Below are 15,902 nucleotides of genomic sequence, written 5' to 3'. Positions count from 1 at the left end.
GGCGGAAGATGCGCAACGTTATACCCGCGAGCCATAGCCCCAGGCTATAACAGACAGCAAGGCTGTGTCTGCTGTCTGGTGGGTTTTTGCATCCGGCGTTTTGCTGCCACGCGGTATCCGGTTTTTCCCCCTGACACGATTTGCTATGTAAAGCCCTGCGGCGCGTTTAGCGACTATTCCAGTGTACGTGCCTCAGCCGCGCGAATGCTCCCGTCCTGTCAGGCATTCATCGCTTTACGTACTGTGATGCGTAAAATATTCAACGGGTAAGAAACTTCATGCCCGGCTGGCCGAATGTCCTGATGACGCAGCAACTCTTTACGTACAGTGTCCAGCGGTATATTGCTGTCGGCACTGCGCGAAGGGCAGGGCGCCAGGGTGTGATGTGATTATTTTCGTCCGGGAGACAAAATCGTATCGGCTGAAATTCTATACTCTCACTGTCAACGCCGTACTGATTTTGCATAAATCCCGGAGGAACCCTGAATGGAAACGCCTCTTTCACCCGTAAAACACCCAAAACGCGCTCTGATCGCGGGTGCGGTAGGCAACTTTATCGAATGGTATGAATTTGCCATCTACGGTTTCCTCGCCACAATTATTGCGCACAATTTTTTTCAGCTTCAGGGCGAGTCAGCGCTGAGTGGTCTGATCCTGACCTGGGCGTCCTTTGCCATTGCGTTCTTTTTTCGCCCCCTTGGCGCCCTGGTGTTTGGCCGACTGGGCGACCGCCTGGGCCGCAAGCCTGTCCTGATTACCGTCCTGATATTGATGACGCTGGCGACCACCGCTATCGGGTTAATTCCCACCTATGCGACGGCGGGCATTCTCGCGCCCGTGCTGCTTACGGCACTGCGTATCCTGCAAGGGCTATTTGCCGGCGGCGAATATGGCGGGGCGGTGGCGCTGATGACCGAATTTGCGCCGCGCGGTCAACGTGGACGCTATGGTGCCTGGCAGTCGCTGACCGTGGCGTTTGGCCTGTTGGCCGGCGTGGGGCTGGTGGCGCTGCTGTCCTGGCTGCTCAGCCCGCAGGCGATGCTGGCATGGGGCTGGCGCATTCCGTTTTGGCTGGCGTTACCGCTGGGCCTGGTTGCGCTATGGTTGCGTCTGGCAATCACAGAAACGCCGGACTTTGTACGCCAGCAACAGCAGCGTGTCAGGGCTGCACCGCGCCAGACGATAAAAATTATTTTCCTGGCGATCGCGCGCGTCATGCTGTGGTCCTCCGCAGGCTATACCTGTCTGGTGATCATGCCCGGCTATTTGCAGTCGGCGCTACATACCGGTATGAATCAGGCGCTGCTGATTGCCGTGATCGCTAATGTGGGCTTCGCATTGACAATTATCCCGGCGGGCATCGTCAGTGATCGCGTTGGTCGGCGTCGTGTCATGGTTAGCGCCAGCGTACTCCTGCTGCTTATGGCGATGCCGCTATTGAAAATAGTGCAGGCGGATGGCGTGAGTTTGCTGCTAAAAGCGCTGGTGGTGCTGATAGCGGGGGGACTGGTTGGTTTGCTCGCCGGGCCGGGGCCTGCAATGCTGGCGGAAATGTTTCCAACAACGGTACGTTATACCGGGCTGGGCGTCGCCTATGCGTTATCCAATGCGGTGTTTTCCGGCTGTGCGGGTTTAATTATTACAGGGTTGATTAAGCAGACGGGCAATCTGGATATTCCGGCATGGTATATGATGGCAACGGCACTGGTTTCCATCCCGGCCCTGATGACACTCAATAAAGACGACCACACGCGGGAGCTGACATAAAGGAAAAACGGGAGCAAACGCCCCCGTTTTGAACTTACTTACGACCGAGCAGGAAGCCCAGTACGACGCCCACACCGGCCGCGACCGCCAGACCCGCAAACGGGTTAGATTGCATCTGATCTTTGATGCAGTCGGCGGCATCGCGTGCGGCATAGGATGCCTGGTTGGTGTAGCGGCGGGCTGCACCACGGGCGCGGTGACGCGGCGAATCGGTGACTTCACCCCATTGTTGCTCTGCGGCACCGGCGACTTCTTTTACGGCATCTTCAATTTTTCCTGACATGCTTCATCTCCTTGGTTATCACAGTCATTTAAAGCGTAGCAAACCTTCGCCACTGTGCTGCGTTTAGACGCATTAATCGTCTGTCAGGGAGGAATTGACCAGATGAAAACTCCGCCTGGTGATGGCCATCGGACTGGCGGAAGGCGCGGAGAGACGGGCATGAAGCGGACAGGGCGCGTTAACGCCACCACGCGGAGGGCCCGGCGAGGAAAATTATTACCAGCTGTTTCACCTGACGGGATGACGTGGATGGGATCGCGTGTTGGGATACCAGCTCACCAGAAAATGCCGCAGATGGTCAAAGCACCACTCGGCATCCTCGGCCTGCTGGCAGTAATACTGAATCGTAATTTTTTCATAATGGCGCTGGCGTTGCTGTAGCGGTGACCAGCCCCAGTCAAGTACACAACGGGCAAAGTTCACCAGCGTGTCGGCTGCCAGCGCGTGCTGCTGCTCTTGTTCCTTCAGATAGTCATAAAAGGCGGCTTCTAGCTGGAGTGCCTCCTTGTGAGAACAGTGAAGGAGTTCGGGCCGAAAGGCGATATCAATGAATCCGCATACCGCGTTTTCCTGCTGCTGCCAGTCGCAGGCCAGGGTCATAAACAGGCCTTCCTGCAAATTCACCTCTTCCAGTAAACGTTGCAGGTTAGGGGAGTGACGAATCACGGCGATCTCGTCCAGCCGTTCTGTCTCCAGGGTCAGGTCGATACCGCAGGGATTAACAGAGCCATCTGCATTGCGGGTAGCAGGGAACGGGAAATCAATATAACCGTTGTTATCCAGCCGTTTTTCCATGATGAGCCTGACCTGTCGCTTGACGTTTCCTGACACTATATCACGCAGTGTCAGGATTGCCCGCTTTACGGACAGGTCCAGGTAATCATGGTGTCCTGATAAGGGTTGATCAGACGAAACTGTTTATCGGACAGGCGCTGGGCGTAGTAACCTTCAGACGTCACCGCAGAGGGGACATACTGAAAGCGATCCAGCGACTGAAGCGGCCCGCTCTGCACGTTTACGCCAGCCCGACTGACGCTGAACGCGGTGACCAGATCGAATACCGTTCCCTGCGTTTGCCCCAGTGACTGACCGTAAATTGTGCTGACGTCGCCCGGACACTCCACGCCTTTCGGCGAAGAGGAACAGCCTGAGAGCAGTGCCATAAAAATGAAAAATCCTGGTCGCAACATAGCCTGCTCCTGCCCCGGTCCATAGAATGAATGATCGATTTTAGCCTGAAACGCGACAAATAACATGATCATAGCGTTTACGCGCGCCGGGTTGATTTGCCGTTTGTTCAATCGTTAAGCAGTGGGAATGTAAAAGATGACTTTCGGTGCAAATAAACGTTATTCTTGCCATCTTTGCGCGTCGCTTAAGCAAATTCAGGGATAAAAGATGAAAGAAGAAGAAGCCAGTCTAATGATTATTCGCCATGCCATCGATGCGCTGGACGCAGAGAAAAGGCAGCAGGTGATTGCCTGTGCGGCAGAAATCCGCGATGTCATGAGCAGTTTCGACAACGAACCTGCCGGTCTGGCCTTGATGCTGGTCGCGGCGGAGGTTGCGGCAGAGTAAGTTTCATCCGTCGCGCCTGGTATCCGCATGCGCGAGTGTCATCCCGCTGGCGGCAGCCAGTCACGCGTCTCTTACGGCCTGATGTGCCGTTTTTTATTGCGCGGTCGCGCTCACCGCGCGATGCTTTACCCCTGCTTACAGCGTCTTAGCGCCACCTGACATGTGGCCGCCCTTATTTTCAGTGGAGGAATCAGATGAAAGCAGCCCGTCTTGCCCTGTGCCTGATCGCCGGTTTCAGCGCATCCGCATGGAGCGAAAGTGAGTTTCAGATCCAGTGTCCCGGACGTCCCGTTATGACCGTCTCGCGGGCGCAATATGGGCTCAGCACGCTCTACTGGCCGAAACAGCATTTCCAGATTGCCGCAGGCCAGCTGCAAACCCGCACGGATAACGGCGACAAGGTCGCGATTACACGCTTTCGCAACGGCGATCAGTTGATTGTGAACAAAAGCAATCTCGACACCTTCTTTGTCTACCATGACAGCGACGATCTGATCCCGTGCCGCCGTACCACGACGCGTGAGGTCGATGCGCTGAGCCTTGAGCGCTACGATGATCGCCAGCGCAACGACTCCTGACCCGCAGCGATAAGGAAGATAAATGCAGATTACCCTGACTGACACGGTGAGCAGTAAGGATCTGGATGAAATCCGGCTGGGCCTGAATGCCTGGAACAGTCAGTTTTACGATGCTGACCTGATTAAACCCCTTGGGCTGTTCATCTGCGATGCGCAGGGCATGAAATTGGCCGGATTGACCGGCACGACCACCGGCAACTGGCTACGCATTGATTTACTCTGGGTCGCACAGGCGCTGCGTGGGCAAGGCACCGGTCGCCAGTTGGTCCTGGCGGCCGAGCAGGAAGCCCGCCAGCGCGGCTGCCGTTTTGCACAGGTGGATACCGGCAGCTTTCAGGCAAAGCCGTTTTACGAAAAGCTGGGTTACCGTGTCCGGCTGACGCTGGGCGAGTACATTATGCATCATCAGCGTCACTATCTGACGAAAACGCTATGCTGAGGGCAGCGCCTGCTGCCGCAAATCCAGCGGGTGCTGCTCAGCCTCATCAATCGCGGCCAGCCAGCAGGGCAGTGTAACCTTTTGCCAGGACAGATGACCACGCGTGGTGCTCATCAGTACCACATCGGGACGCAGGCTACGGTAAAGCTCCAGCGACGCCGCCAGTTCGGCAGGATTGCTGTCGGGTACCAACACCGTTACCCAGCGGTCATGATCACGCGTCAGCGTATCCCCGACAAATAAATAGGTCGGCCCCTGCGGCGAATGGTAGAGGTAGCTGCAGCTGCCGGGCGTATGGCCGGGCGTGGGCAACAGATGAAAATCACCGAAATGGGTTTCCTGCTGGGTAAAAGTATCGTCCGGCTCCACAAAGCGGCTGATTTGCCCGAGCGAGCGGCTGTGACAGTACAGCGCGCTGCTAAAACGCTTCTGGATTACCGCTGCGCCCGGTGCAGACTCATGCCAGTGAGTCAGATAATGGCGAATCACGCCGTTCTCATCGGCCAGCACTTCATGATCGAGCGGATTTTCCACCCGGCCAATCAGTAAATTACCGCGCGGATGGCGCAGTAAAAACCCATGCATCATGATATCGACGGCATCGTCTTCCGGAAACTCCGGCGTAGAGATCCACAAATCGTCATACAGCGGCTTCAATGTCGATCTCCTGCAACTCCAGTTATGTGCGCAATACGGGATGCCCGCTTGCCTGTAAACTGACCTGTCCCTGATGTACCGCTAAGGTCGCCCTGGCACCCAACGGCAGGGTCACGGTGTCAGGGCCGTGACCGAAATCCAGATCGCTGATAACGGGCAGACCGCTCAGATCGCGGAGGTACTGCCAGACCGTGGCGAAGTCAAACCCGTTATCGTAGTCGGACAAGGCGGTGCTGGTGAAACTGCCGGTGATAATCGCCCGTTGCTGCGCCAGAATCCCACACTGGTGGAGCTGCAGCAGCATACGTTCAATCCGGAACGGATGCTCATTCACATCCTCAATCACCAGAATGCCGTCTGTGATGGCCGGCATCCACGGCGTACCGATAAGCGAGCTGATCATCGCCAGGTTTCCTCCCCATAACGTACCGTGCCAGGTGCCGTTATCGGGCGTGTCACTTTTCCAGTTCACACTGACTGTAGGTGATGTCAGCGCCTGCCAAAAGTGCTGCAGGGTAAATTCGGATAAAACCGCAGCGCCAAAGTTGCCCGCCAGCATCGGCCCACTGAAGCTGATTACTCCGGCGTGTTGCAGTAAGGCCAGTTGAATCACGGTGAAGTCGCTGTGGCCACACAGTGCCAGCGGCTGGTCCGCTAAGCGGCGCTGTAACGCGGCATAGTTGATTGAGGGCAGCAGGCGCGTGGCACCGTAGCCGCCGCGCACTGCCAGCACAATATCAGGTAAGGTCGCCAGATCGGCCAGCGCATTGATATCGTCTAAGCGTTCCGAATCCGTACCGGCAAAACGTTGAAAACGCCGTGCGATTGCCCCCGTATTTTCAACCTGGTGCCCCGCTGCGCGCAGGCGTTCAACCCCCAGATGGGCTGCAGGCTGATTGTGGCAATAACCTGAAGGGGCGATAAGACGGATTGAACGTGACGTCATAGTAAATTCCTGAAATTAGTCAGTGACAGACGTCACGATAATGACGAAAAAGTGCCAATAAGTCATCCGACTACTGTAATTAGGATAAACGGTAATTTTGCAATTTACCCTGCCAGGTATGATAGCTTCCGCCACTTCTGCGACGAGATAAAAAATTGCTTAAAATTCGCTACTTTGTCATTTCAGCATTATTGCTGACAGGCTGTGCCAGTGAACCGCCGCATACGTATGTTAAAGAGAAGAATACACCGCTGACGCAGGCACCGCCGTCGCGTATTTCGGGCACATGGTCACTCTTTACCGAAAGCGCGGCCAGCCAGTACGGGGTGGATGAGAAACTGATTAGCGCGATTATTAATGTGGAATCCGGAGGAAATCCGGGCGTGGTCAGCCGTTCGAATGCTGTCGGGTTGATGCAAATCAAAGCGGCAACGGCCGGACGTGAAGTGTACCGTACCCAGGGGCGCCGGGGGCAACCGACCACCGCTGAGTTACGCGATCCCGCCAGGAATATTGAGATCGGCACCGCCTATATCAAAATCCTCCAGCAGTCTGCGCTGTCCGGCATCCGCGATCCACTCACGCTGCGTTATGCCACGATTGTTTCTTACGCTAACGGTGCCGGGGCATTGCTTCGCACGTTCTCGCGCGATCGTGACCGCGCGATTGCCATGATTAACGCCATGACGCCGGACGAATTCTACCAGCACGTGCAGAACAAGCATCCGGCGGCTCAGGCACCGCGTTACTTATGGAAAGTCACCACGGCCTACCGGGCTATCAGCTGAGTCGCGTTTTTTCTCCTCACCTGACAGAAGGTGAGGAGAAAACACTTAACCCACCAGCAGCCGGGCCGTCGGATAATCGACGATCAGCACATTGACATAACCGCCGCGCAGGGCTCCGCGAATCGCCTGGGCCTTCTCTTTGCCACCCGCCAGCGCCACCACCTGCGGACACTGTCTGACCTGTTCCAGCTCCATACCAATCACCGGATCTTCGTCGGCCTGCAGCACGGGCTGGCCTTGTTCGTCAAAATAATGCAGACAGATATCGCCGACCGCGCCGCGCGCTGCCAACGTGCGCAACATGGTTGCATCGTAATAGTTACCGGAGTTGCGCAACAGGGCGGACGGTTCCAGGTCGCCGATGCCGACAATCGCCAGGTCTACTTCGCCGAACTTATTCAGCACCTCGGCCACCTCCGGATTGGCCGCCAGCCGCTGACGGTCGCTCACCGAATGTTCAATCGACTGCGAAGGCAGCAGCCAGGCCGGACAGTTCAGCAGCGCGGCCAGGTTTTGCGTCAGGATAGTCGCCTGCACGTTGCCGTTCGCCCCCACGCCGCCCAGGAGCTGAATCACCCCTTTGCATGAGGCATTCAGCGGATGCAACGCATCGACCATACAGCGAATGGTGCCGCTCCAGGAAGAGATGCCGATCAGCTCATCGGGGCGCAGTCGCGTCTCCAGATAGTGAGCCGCCGCCGATCCAATCGCCTGTTTAATTTCGCTGACAGAAGCCTGTTCTGCCACATCCACTACGATGGCCTGAGGTAACTGATAGGTTTGCTCGATCGCTTTTTCCAGTTCAGGAAAAACGTTGGCGGGGGGAACCACGCTAATTTTCACCACGCCTTCTTTCACACTGCGGGTCAGGATGCGTGAAACAAACGACTGGGACAGCTTAAGTAACTGCGCAATATCGGATTGCTTCCTGCCTTCGACATAGTAGAGCGTGGCAATTTTCACCATGAGCCGCTGTTCGTCCTGCTTCGCCATCTGTTTTTCCTCTCGTGTTCTGCCCGCCATTGTTAACCACTGACGTGAAAAGCACAATCCAGGGCAATTTGTGATCGTTTTCGCTTTTTATCACTTCGTGCATAGACGCCGTCGTTCGTCGGGCGCATAGTACTTGTGAATATAAAATCATTATTGAATATATATTCATAACTGTTAAGGCTGTTGTGTTTCTGCGCGTAATAGCAGGCGATGAAAGGGTAGGTTATTGCTGTCATCACGGCGAAAGAAGGGAGAGCTGTACCCTCTCTGAATATATATTCAAGTTCGACTTAAAATTCAAAGGTGAAATATGAATCCATTTACGCTTTCTGTGGATGCGCTCGAAAAAAAGGCCCGGGCCGTACGCCGCCGCATCATCCAGCTTAACGCGGGCAGTCCGGCAGGCGGGCATACCGGTGCTGATCTGTCACAGGTTGAGATTCTGACCGCGCTCTATTTTCGCATTCTGAATTGTGCACCGGATCGAACGGAAGACGATCAACGTGATATCTATATCCAGTCAAAAGGTCATGCTGTGGGAGGATACTATTGCGTGCTGGCGGAAGCCGGCTATTTCCCGCTGGACTGGCTGCCTACCTATCAACATGCCGATTCTGCGTTGCCGGGCCATCCTGTACGGCAGAAAACCCCGGGCGTTGAACTCAACACCGGTGCGCTGGGTCACGGATTGCCCGTGGCGGTGGGCATTGCGCTGGCGGCGAAAAAGAGCCACAGCCCGCGCCGTGTGTTTGTGGTGACCGGCGACGGTGAGCTGGCAGAAGGCAGCAACTGGGAAGCCGCGCTGGTAGCCGCGCACTATGGCCTGGATAACCTCATCATCATAAACGACAAGAACAAGCTGCAACTGGCGGGTGCAACGCGTGACATTCTCAATACCGATCCACTGGCAGAAAAATGGCGCGCCTTTGGTCTGGAGGTCAGGGAATGCAACGGCAATGACATGGCCGCAGTGGTGAATACGCTGGAAAACCTGCCTGTGAACGGTAAGCCACAGGTCATTATCGCGCACACCGAAAAGGGCTTTGGCATCTCGTTTATTCAGGGACAAGCCGAATGGCACCATCGGGTGCCGAAAGGGGACGAGATTGCGCGGGCACTGGAGGAATTAAACGATGAGTAATGCACAACACCTGGCCAACGTCATGGTCGACGCGTTAACAGATGCCGTACATCGCGGCATCGATGTGGTGCCGGTCGTGGCGGATTCCACCTCCACCGCGAAGATTGCGCCCTTTATTGACGCCTTTCCCGGTCGTCTGGTTAACGTCGGTATTGCTGAACAGGCGCTGGTCAGCACAGCCGCTGGCCTGGCGCTGGGCGGCAAAATCGCCGTGACCTGTAACGCCGCGCCCTTTCTGATTTCGCGCGCCAATGAGCAGATCAAAATCGATGTCTGCTACAACAACACTAACGTGAAGCTGTTTGGACTGAATGCCGGTGCCAGCTATGGTCCGCTTGCCAGCACCCATCACAGCATCGATGACATCGCCGTCATGCGTGGATTCGGCAATATCGAAATTTATGCGCCCGCCTGTCCAGTCGAGTGCCGCCAAATTATCGATTATGCGCTTGACCACAGGGGGCCGGTTTATATCCGGCTGGACGGCAAAGCGCTGCCGTCGTTGCACGACGAAAATTACCGCTTCCGGCCCGGTCAGATTGACCGGCTGCGAGAAGGCCACGATATTGCGCTTGTTGCCATGGGCTCAACGGTACATGAAGCCGTGACCGCCGCAGAGCAACTGGAAAAGCAGGGCGTTTCTGCCGCCGTGATTTCGGTTCCGTCCATTCGCCCCTGTAATACGCAGCAGCTGCACAATCTGCTCAGCCACTTCCGCGCCGTGATTACGGTGGAAGAGCATAACATTAATGGTGGCGTAGGCAGCCTGGTGGCGGAGGTGCTGGCGGAATACGGCTTGCCGGTTAAGCTTCTGCGGCTGGGGATTGCCAACGGCGAATATGCCATAGCCGGCGATCGGGCCGCCACGCGCGCGCACCATGGCATTGATGCCAGCAGCATCGCCGCGCAGGCGTTACGCCTCTGTGCAGGAGGCTGACGATGCGGGAGTCGGTGATTCTGGCCATTGATGAAGGCACCACCAATGCCAAAGCGGTAGCCGTCGATCGAAAGGGACGCATGGTGGCGCGCGGCAGTCAGGGTTTAACGTTACAACATCCACAACCCGGCCTGGCAGAACAGGATCCCCAGGCCATATGGTCAGCCGTCAGGCAGGCCATCATCGACTGCCTGGCGCAGTGCGACGGAGCAAGCGTGGCAGGGGTGGCTATCAGTAACCAGCGCGAATCCGTACTGATCTGGCAGCGCCGCGATGGCGTGCCGTTAACGCCGCTGGTGAGCTGGCAGGATCGCCGGTCAGAATCGTTTTGCCGGGATTTACAGCAGTCGGGCAGCGCCGCGCGCATCAGCGCTCTGACGGGTCTGGCGGTCGATCCGATGTTCCCGGCCGCCAAACTGACCGGCATGCTGGCAGCCATACCGGACGGTTTCGCCCGGGCAGCGGCGGGGGAACTGTGCATCGGCACCGTGGACAGCTGGCTGACCTGGCAACTGACGGCGGGCACGACATTTGTGACCGATCATGCCAATGCCGCGCGCACGCAGCTTTACAGCCTGCACCGCAATGACTGGGACGATGAACTGCTGTCACTGTTCAGCCTGCCGCGTGCGGCGCTGCCACAGATTACCGCGTCGGCGAGCGTGGCAGGCATGATACGCGTGAGCGATATACCGGGACTCGCACCCGGCACACCGATTCTGGCGCGCATCGGCGATTCTCATGCCGCGCTTTATGCTCAGCGACGCGGCACGGCGGAAGTGGTCAAAGCCACTTACGGCACCGGATCATCGCTGATGATGTCGATGGCCACGCCGCTGCTGACCGATAACGGGCTCAGCACCACCGTTGCCTGGCACGACGGCCAGGCGCGCTTTGCCTTTGAAGGTAATATCACGCACACCGGGTCCGGGGCCGCCTGGCTGGGGACGATGCTGGGCATTCACGATCCCCGGCAACTTACGGCACTGGCTGAAGGCTGTGATGATAATCAGGGCTGCTATTTTGTTCCGGCGCTGTCGGGGCTGGGGGCACCGTGGTGGGATCTCAAGGCCAGAGGCCTGATCTGCGGCCTGACCGATGCGGCCACGCCCGCCGTACTGGCGCGGGTGGCGCTGGAATCCATCTGCTGGCAGATTGCTGACGTGTTTTTTGCCATGGAAGAGGCCTGCGGCACAGCGCTTCCGGCCTTGTGCGTTGACGGCAGCGCCACGCAAAACCCCTGGCTAATGCAGTTTCAGGCCGACGTATTGCAACGTCCGCTGCACTGCGCGCCGACCGCCGAAGCCTCTGCGCTGGGGGCGGCACTGCTGGCAGGAAAAGGGCTGGGATGGTGGCAGCAGGGCGACGATATGCTGGCCTTGCAGGGCGGGCCGATCATCATGCCGCGCACCCATCTGGCGCAGCACATGCAGGATAACTATCAGGGCTGGAAAAACGCGGTGACCCGCTGTCGCTATCAGCCACAATGAACGGAAAATGAGGGCCAGACTGTAACAGCCAGCCCTCAGTACAGCGAGGTTAACGACTGACGCGTTGCGGGACAGTCTCTTCATCGTCCGGCACCGGTTTAAGATCGACCGGCGGTAAACTTCCGCCGCTGAATTCGACCTGACGGATCGGAAAGGCAAAGCGAATATTGCGTTCTTCCAGCGCCGCCATCAGTTGCAGGTTAATCTCCTGCTGAATATCCATATAGACGTTGTAGTCGGCGCTCAGCACAAAGTAGACCACTTCAAAGGTCAGCTTCGAGTCATCGAAGGCCAGAAAATGGGCGCGGTCAAAGCGCGTCATTTCAATACCCTGAATGATGGTTTTCACCAGTTCGCTGATTTCTCGCACCTGCTCAGACGGCGTGGCGTAGCTGATACCGAATGTAAACACCAGACGACGTTGCTGCATCCGCTTGTAGTTATGAATCGTCTGCTGCAACAAAATGGTATTGGAACAGACGATCTGCTCACCGCTCAGGCTACGCAGCCGCGTGGTTTTCAGGCCTATATGCTCAATAGTGCCGGCAATATCGCCAAATACGATAAAATCGCCGTGCTCAAAAGGCTTATCAAAGCCAATCGCCAGGGAAGCAAACACATCACTCAGGACGGTCTGAATCGCCAGGGCGATGGCAATACCGCCCACGCCCAGGCTGGCTACCAGCGCCGTGATGTCGATGCCCATATTCGACAGAATCGCCAGCAGCATCATGACCCACACCACGACCCGCAACAGAATCCCCAGAATGACGGTGGTCACCGGATTGCGCACGTGAAGCGGATCGCGCAGCAGGCTTTTTAACCACAGGCGAATGCCGCAGTCGATCCACAACGCCAGTTGCACAATCAGCGCCAGGAACCAGCTGTGAGAAACCGTCGAGCGCCACGAGTCGGGCAAATCGATGAAACGCAGGGCAATCAGCAGCGAAAAAATCAGCAGCAGCAGGTGGCTGGTGCTGCGCAGTATTTCCACCAGGATGCCGGTAAAGCGAACGTGGCGGTCTTCGCTGAAGTGCGCAATGCGGTTGGACACGAAACTGATCAGGCTGCGCAGCAACCAGTAAATAACGAGGGTGGCAACGATGACGATGGCGCTGTTGATCCACAGAGTTTGATTAAAAAGAATGGACTGAAAATGACGCAAACTGAGCCAGTTTTCCATTGGGGAGTATCTCCTTGCTGGTTCCGGTTAAACGAGAAAGCAAGGAAAGCATAGCCTGGATGCGCCGCAGATGTGCGGCGCGGGAAAAGAGCGGAGGTTACTGGAAGCGTTGCGCTTTGTCGCGCGCCAGCCGCTCCAGGCTAAAAATCACCTGCTGCAACTGCCGTTCCTGATGGGGTTCGAGTGCCGTAAAACGGAAGCTCAGCCGCGGCGTAACTTTGGTTTCATTTTTACTGGTAATCATGCTGCGTTCACCAATATGCATCAACGTCGCATTGACGTTAAACTGGCCATATTCACCCAGTTCCACCTGCAGATTTTTAAAATCGTCGCCGCTTTTCAGGCCGTCCGGCATCGCGTCGTCTACCAGCACGCCGATACCGCCTAACGATAAATCCTGTAATCGCAGTCGGGCAGCCGAGCCGTCAGGCCATGTGCAGTGACACCAGAACTGCGGGTCCATCGGTGCGCTGATGCGGAAGAATTCACGCCGCTGAATTTGCCACAGCACCTCCGGTAACGTTGCCTGAAATGCAGGCAGGCCGTCGAATTCCGTTTTCTCCAGCCCAGGTAAGGCAAATTCAACCTTCGCGCCCTGGGTTTCGGCAAACACGGTAATATCGTTGCACTGCAGTGCGTAGTCGTTATCCAGATTATTACTGCCCAGATCAAAAACAATGCGGTTTTCATCCGCCGCCAGCATACGGCTGATAAACTGCCCGCGTGAGAAATTCACCAGCAAAGGTGTTTGCGCCTGAAGCAGGTCTTTCATGACGCCCAGAACCGCCAGCGTGCCACGTTTGAGATAATGTTCTTTATCGGCTTCTTTCACTTGCTGGCCCCCGATGAGCAACGCTTTATCATTTATATTTATCCTGTTACTACCCGTTCGTTATCGGCTGACAATAATAAAGCTTTAACACAATAACCACTATCATAACCTTCACGCGCAGCATTTTTAAAAATTGCGACTATACTAAGCGCGTGAACCGCTTGATTAATCAGGCGATCGCCATTGACTAACCAAAAGGAAGGAGTAACAGATGGGTATTATTTCATGGATCATCTTTGGTTTAATCGCTGGTATCCTGGCGAAGTGGATCATGCCAGGCAAAGATGGTGGTGGATTCATCATTACTATTATTCTGGGTATCGTGGGTGCCGTTGTCGGTGGGTGGATCAGTACCTTCTTCGGCTTTGGCCGTGTGGACGGGTTCAACTTCGGTAGCTTTGTCGTCGCGGTCATCGGCGCGCTGGTTGTGCTGTTTATCTACCGCAAAGTACGCAGTTAACGTACGCAGATAACCAAAAAAGGCCCGCTTCGCAGCGGGCCTTTTTTATGTTAACGCGATCTCTCGCCTGCTCGCTTTATTTCGCGCTGCTTTGCGCCTCGGGAATATCGTGGGCGCTGTTACAGGTTTTATCTTTCGGACAATATTTATCCAGCAATTTTAACGTGACCCCGTTCGTCCAGCCAAAACCGTCCTGAAGCGGATATTCACCACCGCCGCCGCCGCCAAGATTGTTGCCTTCGACCACGTATTTTTCGACCAGCTTATGCTCTTTATCGTACGTCAGCTGAACGTTACGCAGGAAACGCAGACCCACCTGCTGCGCCAGTTGCGGCTTTTTATAGTGCTCCAGCCCTTCAACGGCCACCCACTGCAGCGGTGCCCAGCCGTTGGGAGCGTCCCATTGCTGGCCGTTGTTCACTGTGGTGGTCACCAGACCGCCCGGTTTCAGCAGCTGTTTTTCCACCGCGCTGGCGGTGCTGTCAGCCTGCTTGTCACTGGCAATCTGCATATAGAGCGGAAACAGCGTAGCAGCCGTTAGCTGCGGATGAATCTTACGCGTTTTCCAGTCGTAGTCGGCGTACCAGCCCTGTTTGCTGTCCCACAGATAGCGGTTAATTGCCGCCTGACGTTTTTCAGCCCGATCGGCAAAGGCTTTAGCCTGCGCATCCTGTTTATTCAGGCGATACGCCGTCGAGAGCGTTTTTTCCAGATGGAACATCAGGCTGTTGAGATCGACCGGGGCCAGTTGCGTGGTGCGGATGGTCGAAAGGTTATGCGCATCGGTAAACCAGCGCGAGCTGAAATCCCAGCCCGATGCCGCACCGGCGCGCAGATCACGATACATCTCTGCTTTGTTGCGCTGTGGCGCTTTGTTCGCCGTTGCAATGTCGTCCATCCATGATTCGGTACGCGGCACGTCGCGTGCGTCCCAGTAGCGGTTCAGCACTGTCCCGTCGGCCAGTTTGACCACCCGCTTGCTGGCATTACCTGCGGCGACGCTGTCGCTGTCCGCCATCCAGTAATCGTACTCTTTTTGTAACTGCGGCAAATAACGCACATAGACGTTATCGCCTTCATGCGTCGCCAGCAGATCCACCATCAGGCTAAAGAATGGCGGCTGTGAGCGACTCAGATAGTAAGTGCGGTTGCCGTTGGGAATGTGGCCATAGCGATCCAGCAGCGAGGCGAAGTTGTCCACCATATCCTGCACTTTATCCCAGTGGCCGCTTTCCGCCAGGCCGAGCATGGTAAAGTAGCTGTCCCAGTAGTAAACCTCACGGAAACGCCCGCCTGGCACCACATAGGGTTTGGGCAACGGCAGCAACGAGTCATATTTTCCTGTGTTACTTGTCGTCCGCGTTAACACCGGCCACAGGCCGTTAATATGGTCACGAAGGTTCTGGCCCGCAGGCGGCACATATTTGTCACTGTCGGTGGGCAGGGTGAAATTCGCGGCGACGAAGCGCTTTAAATCAAAACCGCGCTGATTCTTCTGCATCTGCCAGTCGGCCAGAATGGAGGACGGATCATATTTAGGCACGGCATCTGCAAACGTTTTTTGGTCAGGGTAAAATTTTGCCTGTTGTACGGCATTGAACAACGGTCCTAAACGGACATCGGGCGGCTGGGGTTGACTGGTCAGTAATCGGGAATCCTCGGCTGCCCAGGTGCTGAAAACGGTCGCACTTAACAACACGCCAAGCAAAACGGGCGCATGACGTTGAGACCGTTTAGTCGTTGTTACCTCAGTGTTTCTCATCGGTGTTTCTCCTTGTCCGAAATGTGATCATGTGTCACGCATTGACCACTCTCCAACTTTAGACCTTA

At 56.1% G+C, this 15,902-nt stretch carries 18 protein-coding genes; 9 read left to right on the top strand and 9 right to left on the bottom strand.

What is annotated here, in order from left to right:
• Positions 1-486 precede the first annotated feature (486 nt).
• The gene (locus GC090_RS12820; RefSeq protein ID WP_289366592.1) at positions 487-1,767 is read left to right on the top strand and encodes an MFS transporter; all 1,281 of its coding nucleotides are present in this window, start codon (positions 487-489) and stop codon (positions 1,765-1,767) included.
• 34 nt (positions 1,768-1,801) lie between these two features.
• Here GC090_RS12820 and GC090_RS12815 read toward each other — a convergent pair whose 3' ends face one another.
• The 3 genes from GC090_RS12815 to GC090_RS12805 all read right to left on the bottom strand — a co-directional run bounded on the left by GC090_RS12815 (position 1,802) and on the right by GC090_RS12805 (position 3,240).
• Positions 1,802-2,050 (bottom strand): glycine zipper domain-containing protein, encoded by a 249-nt coding sequence (locus GC090_RS12815; protein ID WP_006119721.1) that lies wholly within the window; start codon positions 2,048-2,050, stop codon positions 1,802-1,804.
• Positions 2,051-2,278: 228 nt separating this feature from the next.
• The gene (locus GC090_RS12810) at positions 2,279-2,845 is read right to left on the bottom strand and encodes a hypothetical protein (RefSeq protein ID WP_058708482.1); all 567 of its coding nucleotides are present in this window, start codon (positions 2,843-2,845) and stop codon (positions 2,279-2,281) included.
• Positions 2,846-2,910: 65 nt separating this feature from the next.
• The gene (locus tag GC090_RS12805) at positions 2,911-3,240 is read right to left on the bottom strand and encodes a hypothetical protein (protein WP_324020003.1); all 330 of its coding nucleotides are present in this window, start codon (positions 3,238-3,240) and stop codon (positions 2,911-2,913) included.
• Between the two features lie 208 nt (positions 3,241-3,448).
• On the opposite strand from GC090_RS12805, the gene GC090_RS12800 reads away from it, so the two are divergent.
• From GC090_RS12800 to GC090_RS12790, 3 genes are all read left to right on the top strand, one after another.
• Positions 3,449-3,628 carry a hypothetical protein gene (locus GC090_RS12800; RefSeq protein WP_006119718.1) on the top strand — a complete coding sequence of 60 codons (180 nt, stop codon included), beginning with the start codon at positions 3,449-3,451 and terminating at the stop codon, positions 3,626-3,628.
• Positions 3,629-3,822: 194 nt separating this feature from the next.
• Positions 3,823-4,206, top strand: coding sequence for a hypothetical protein (locus tag GC090_RS12795; protein WP_033737521.1), 384 nt, complete (start codon positions 3,823-3,825; stop codon positions 4,204-4,206).
• A 22-nt stretch (positions 4,207-4,228) separates the two neighbouring features.
• A complete protein-coding gene (locus GC090_RS12790; protein WP_164483145.1) occupies positions 4,229-4,645 on the top strand; it encodes a GNAT family N-acetyltransferase in 417 nt (138 codons plus the stop codon).
• Here GC090_RS12790 and GC090_RS12785 read toward each other — a convergent pair.
• Positions 4,637-5,302: an MBL fold metallo-hydrolase gene (locus GC090_RS12785; protein WP_033737520.1), complete on the bottom strand. Its 666-nt coding sequence runs from the start codon at positions 5,300-5,302 to the stop codon at positions 4,637-4,639. The two genes, GC090_RS12790 and GC090_RS12785, sit on opposite strands and share 9 nt — an antisense overlap.
• A 22-nt stretch (positions 5,303-5,324) precedes the next feature.
• Positions 5,325-6,248 carry a muramoyltetrapeptide carboxypeptidase gene (gene ldcA / locus GC090_RS12780; protein ID WP_205959443.1) on the bottom strand — a complete coding sequence of 308 codons (924 nt, stop codon included), beginning with the start codon at positions 6,246-6,248 and terminating at the stop codon, positions 5,325-5,327.
• A 155-nt stretch (positions 6,249-6,403) separates the two neighbouring features.
• Between ldcA and emtA the strand changes: the two genes are divergently transcribed.
• Complete coding sequence (emtA, locus tag GC090_RS12775) at positions 6,404-7,036, top strand: membrane-bound lytic murein transglycosylase EmtA (RefSeq protein ID WP_006119712.1); 633 nt, start codon at positions 6,404-6,406, stop codon at positions 7,034-7,036.
• Between the two features lie 45 nt (positions 7,037-7,081).
• Here emtA and GC090_RS12770 read toward each other — a convergent pair whose 3' ends face one another.
• A complete protein-coding gene (locus GC090_RS12770) occupies positions 7,082-8,029 on the bottom strand; it encodes a sugar-binding transcriptional regulator (RefSeq protein ID WP_033737518.1) in 948 nt (315 codons plus the stop codon).
• Between the two features lie 310 nt (positions 8,030-8,339).
• Here GC090_RS12770 and GC090_RS12765 point away from each other — a divergent pair, with 310 nt between their 5' ends.
• Genes GC090_RS12765 through GC090_RS12755 form a run of 3 tightly spaced genes read left to right on the top strand, consistent with a single transcriptional unit; the run spans position 8,340 to position 11,597 of the window.
• Complete coding sequence (locus GC090_RS12765; RefSeq protein ID WP_006119710.1) at positions 8,340-9,170, top strand: transketolase; 831 nt, start codon at positions 8,340-8,342, stop codon at positions 9,168-9,170.
• Positions 9,163-10,107, top strand: a complete 945-nt coding sequence (locus tag GC090_RS12760; protein WP_006119709.1) for a transketolase family protein — start codon at positions 9,163-9,165, stop codon at positions 10,105-10,107. Before GC090_RS12765 ends, GC090_RS12760 begins: the two co-directional genes overlap by 8 nt.
• A 2-nt stretch (positions 10,108-10,109) precedes the next feature.
• Complete coding sequence (locus tag GC090_RS12755; protein WP_324019999.1) at positions 10,110-11,597, top strand: FGGY family carbohydrate kinase; 1,488 nt, start codon at positions 10,110-10,112, stop codon at positions 11,595-11,597.
• A 49-nt stretch (positions 11,598-11,646) separates the two neighbouring features.
• On the opposite strand, the gene GC090_RS12750 is transcribed toward GC090_RS12755, so the two are convergent.
• Together GC090_RS12750 and GC090_RS12745 are read right to left on the bottom strand one after the other, a co-directional pair.
• Positions 11,647-12,780, bottom strand: coding sequence for a mechanosensitive ion channel family protein (locus GC090_RS12750; RefSeq protein WP_033737515.1), 1,134 nt, complete (start codon positions 12,778-12,780; stop codon positions 11,647-11,649).
• A 97-nt stretch (positions 12,781-12,877) separates the two neighbouring features.
• Positions 12,878-13,612, bottom strand: coding sequence for a flagellar brake protein (locus tag GC090_RS12745; RefSeq protein ID WP_006119706.1), 735 nt, complete (start codon positions 13,610-13,612; stop codon positions 12,878-12,880).
• A 211-nt stretch (positions 13,613-13,823) separates the two neighbouring features.
• Between GC090_RS12745 and GC090_RS12740 the strand changes: the two genes are divergently transcribed.
• Complete coding sequence (locus GC090_RS12740; RefSeq protein WP_033737514.1) at positions 13,824-14,072, top strand: GlsB/YeaQ/YmgE family stress response membrane protein; 249 nt, start codon at positions 13,824-13,826, stop codon at positions 14,070-14,072.
• 76 nt (positions 14,073-14,148) lie between these two features.
• On the opposite strand, the gene treA is transcribed toward GC090_RS12740, so the two are convergent.
• Positions 14,149-15,834 (bottom strand): alpha,alpha-trehalase TreA, encoded by a 1,686-nt coding sequence (gene treA / locus GC090_RS12735; protein ID WP_039340997.1) that lies wholly within the window; start codon positions 15,832-15,834, stop codon positions 14,149-14,151.
• Positions 15,835-15,902: the final 68 nt, after the last annotated feature.

Source organism: Pantoea sp. JZ29, assembly GCF_035190385.1.
Lineage (GTDB): Bacteria > Pseudomonadota > Gammaproteobacteria > Enterobacterales > Enterobacteriaceae > Pantoea > Pantoea stewartii.
Note: the sequence above shows the minus strand (reverse complement) of the source record. Positions and strands in the feature narration are given on the sequence as shown.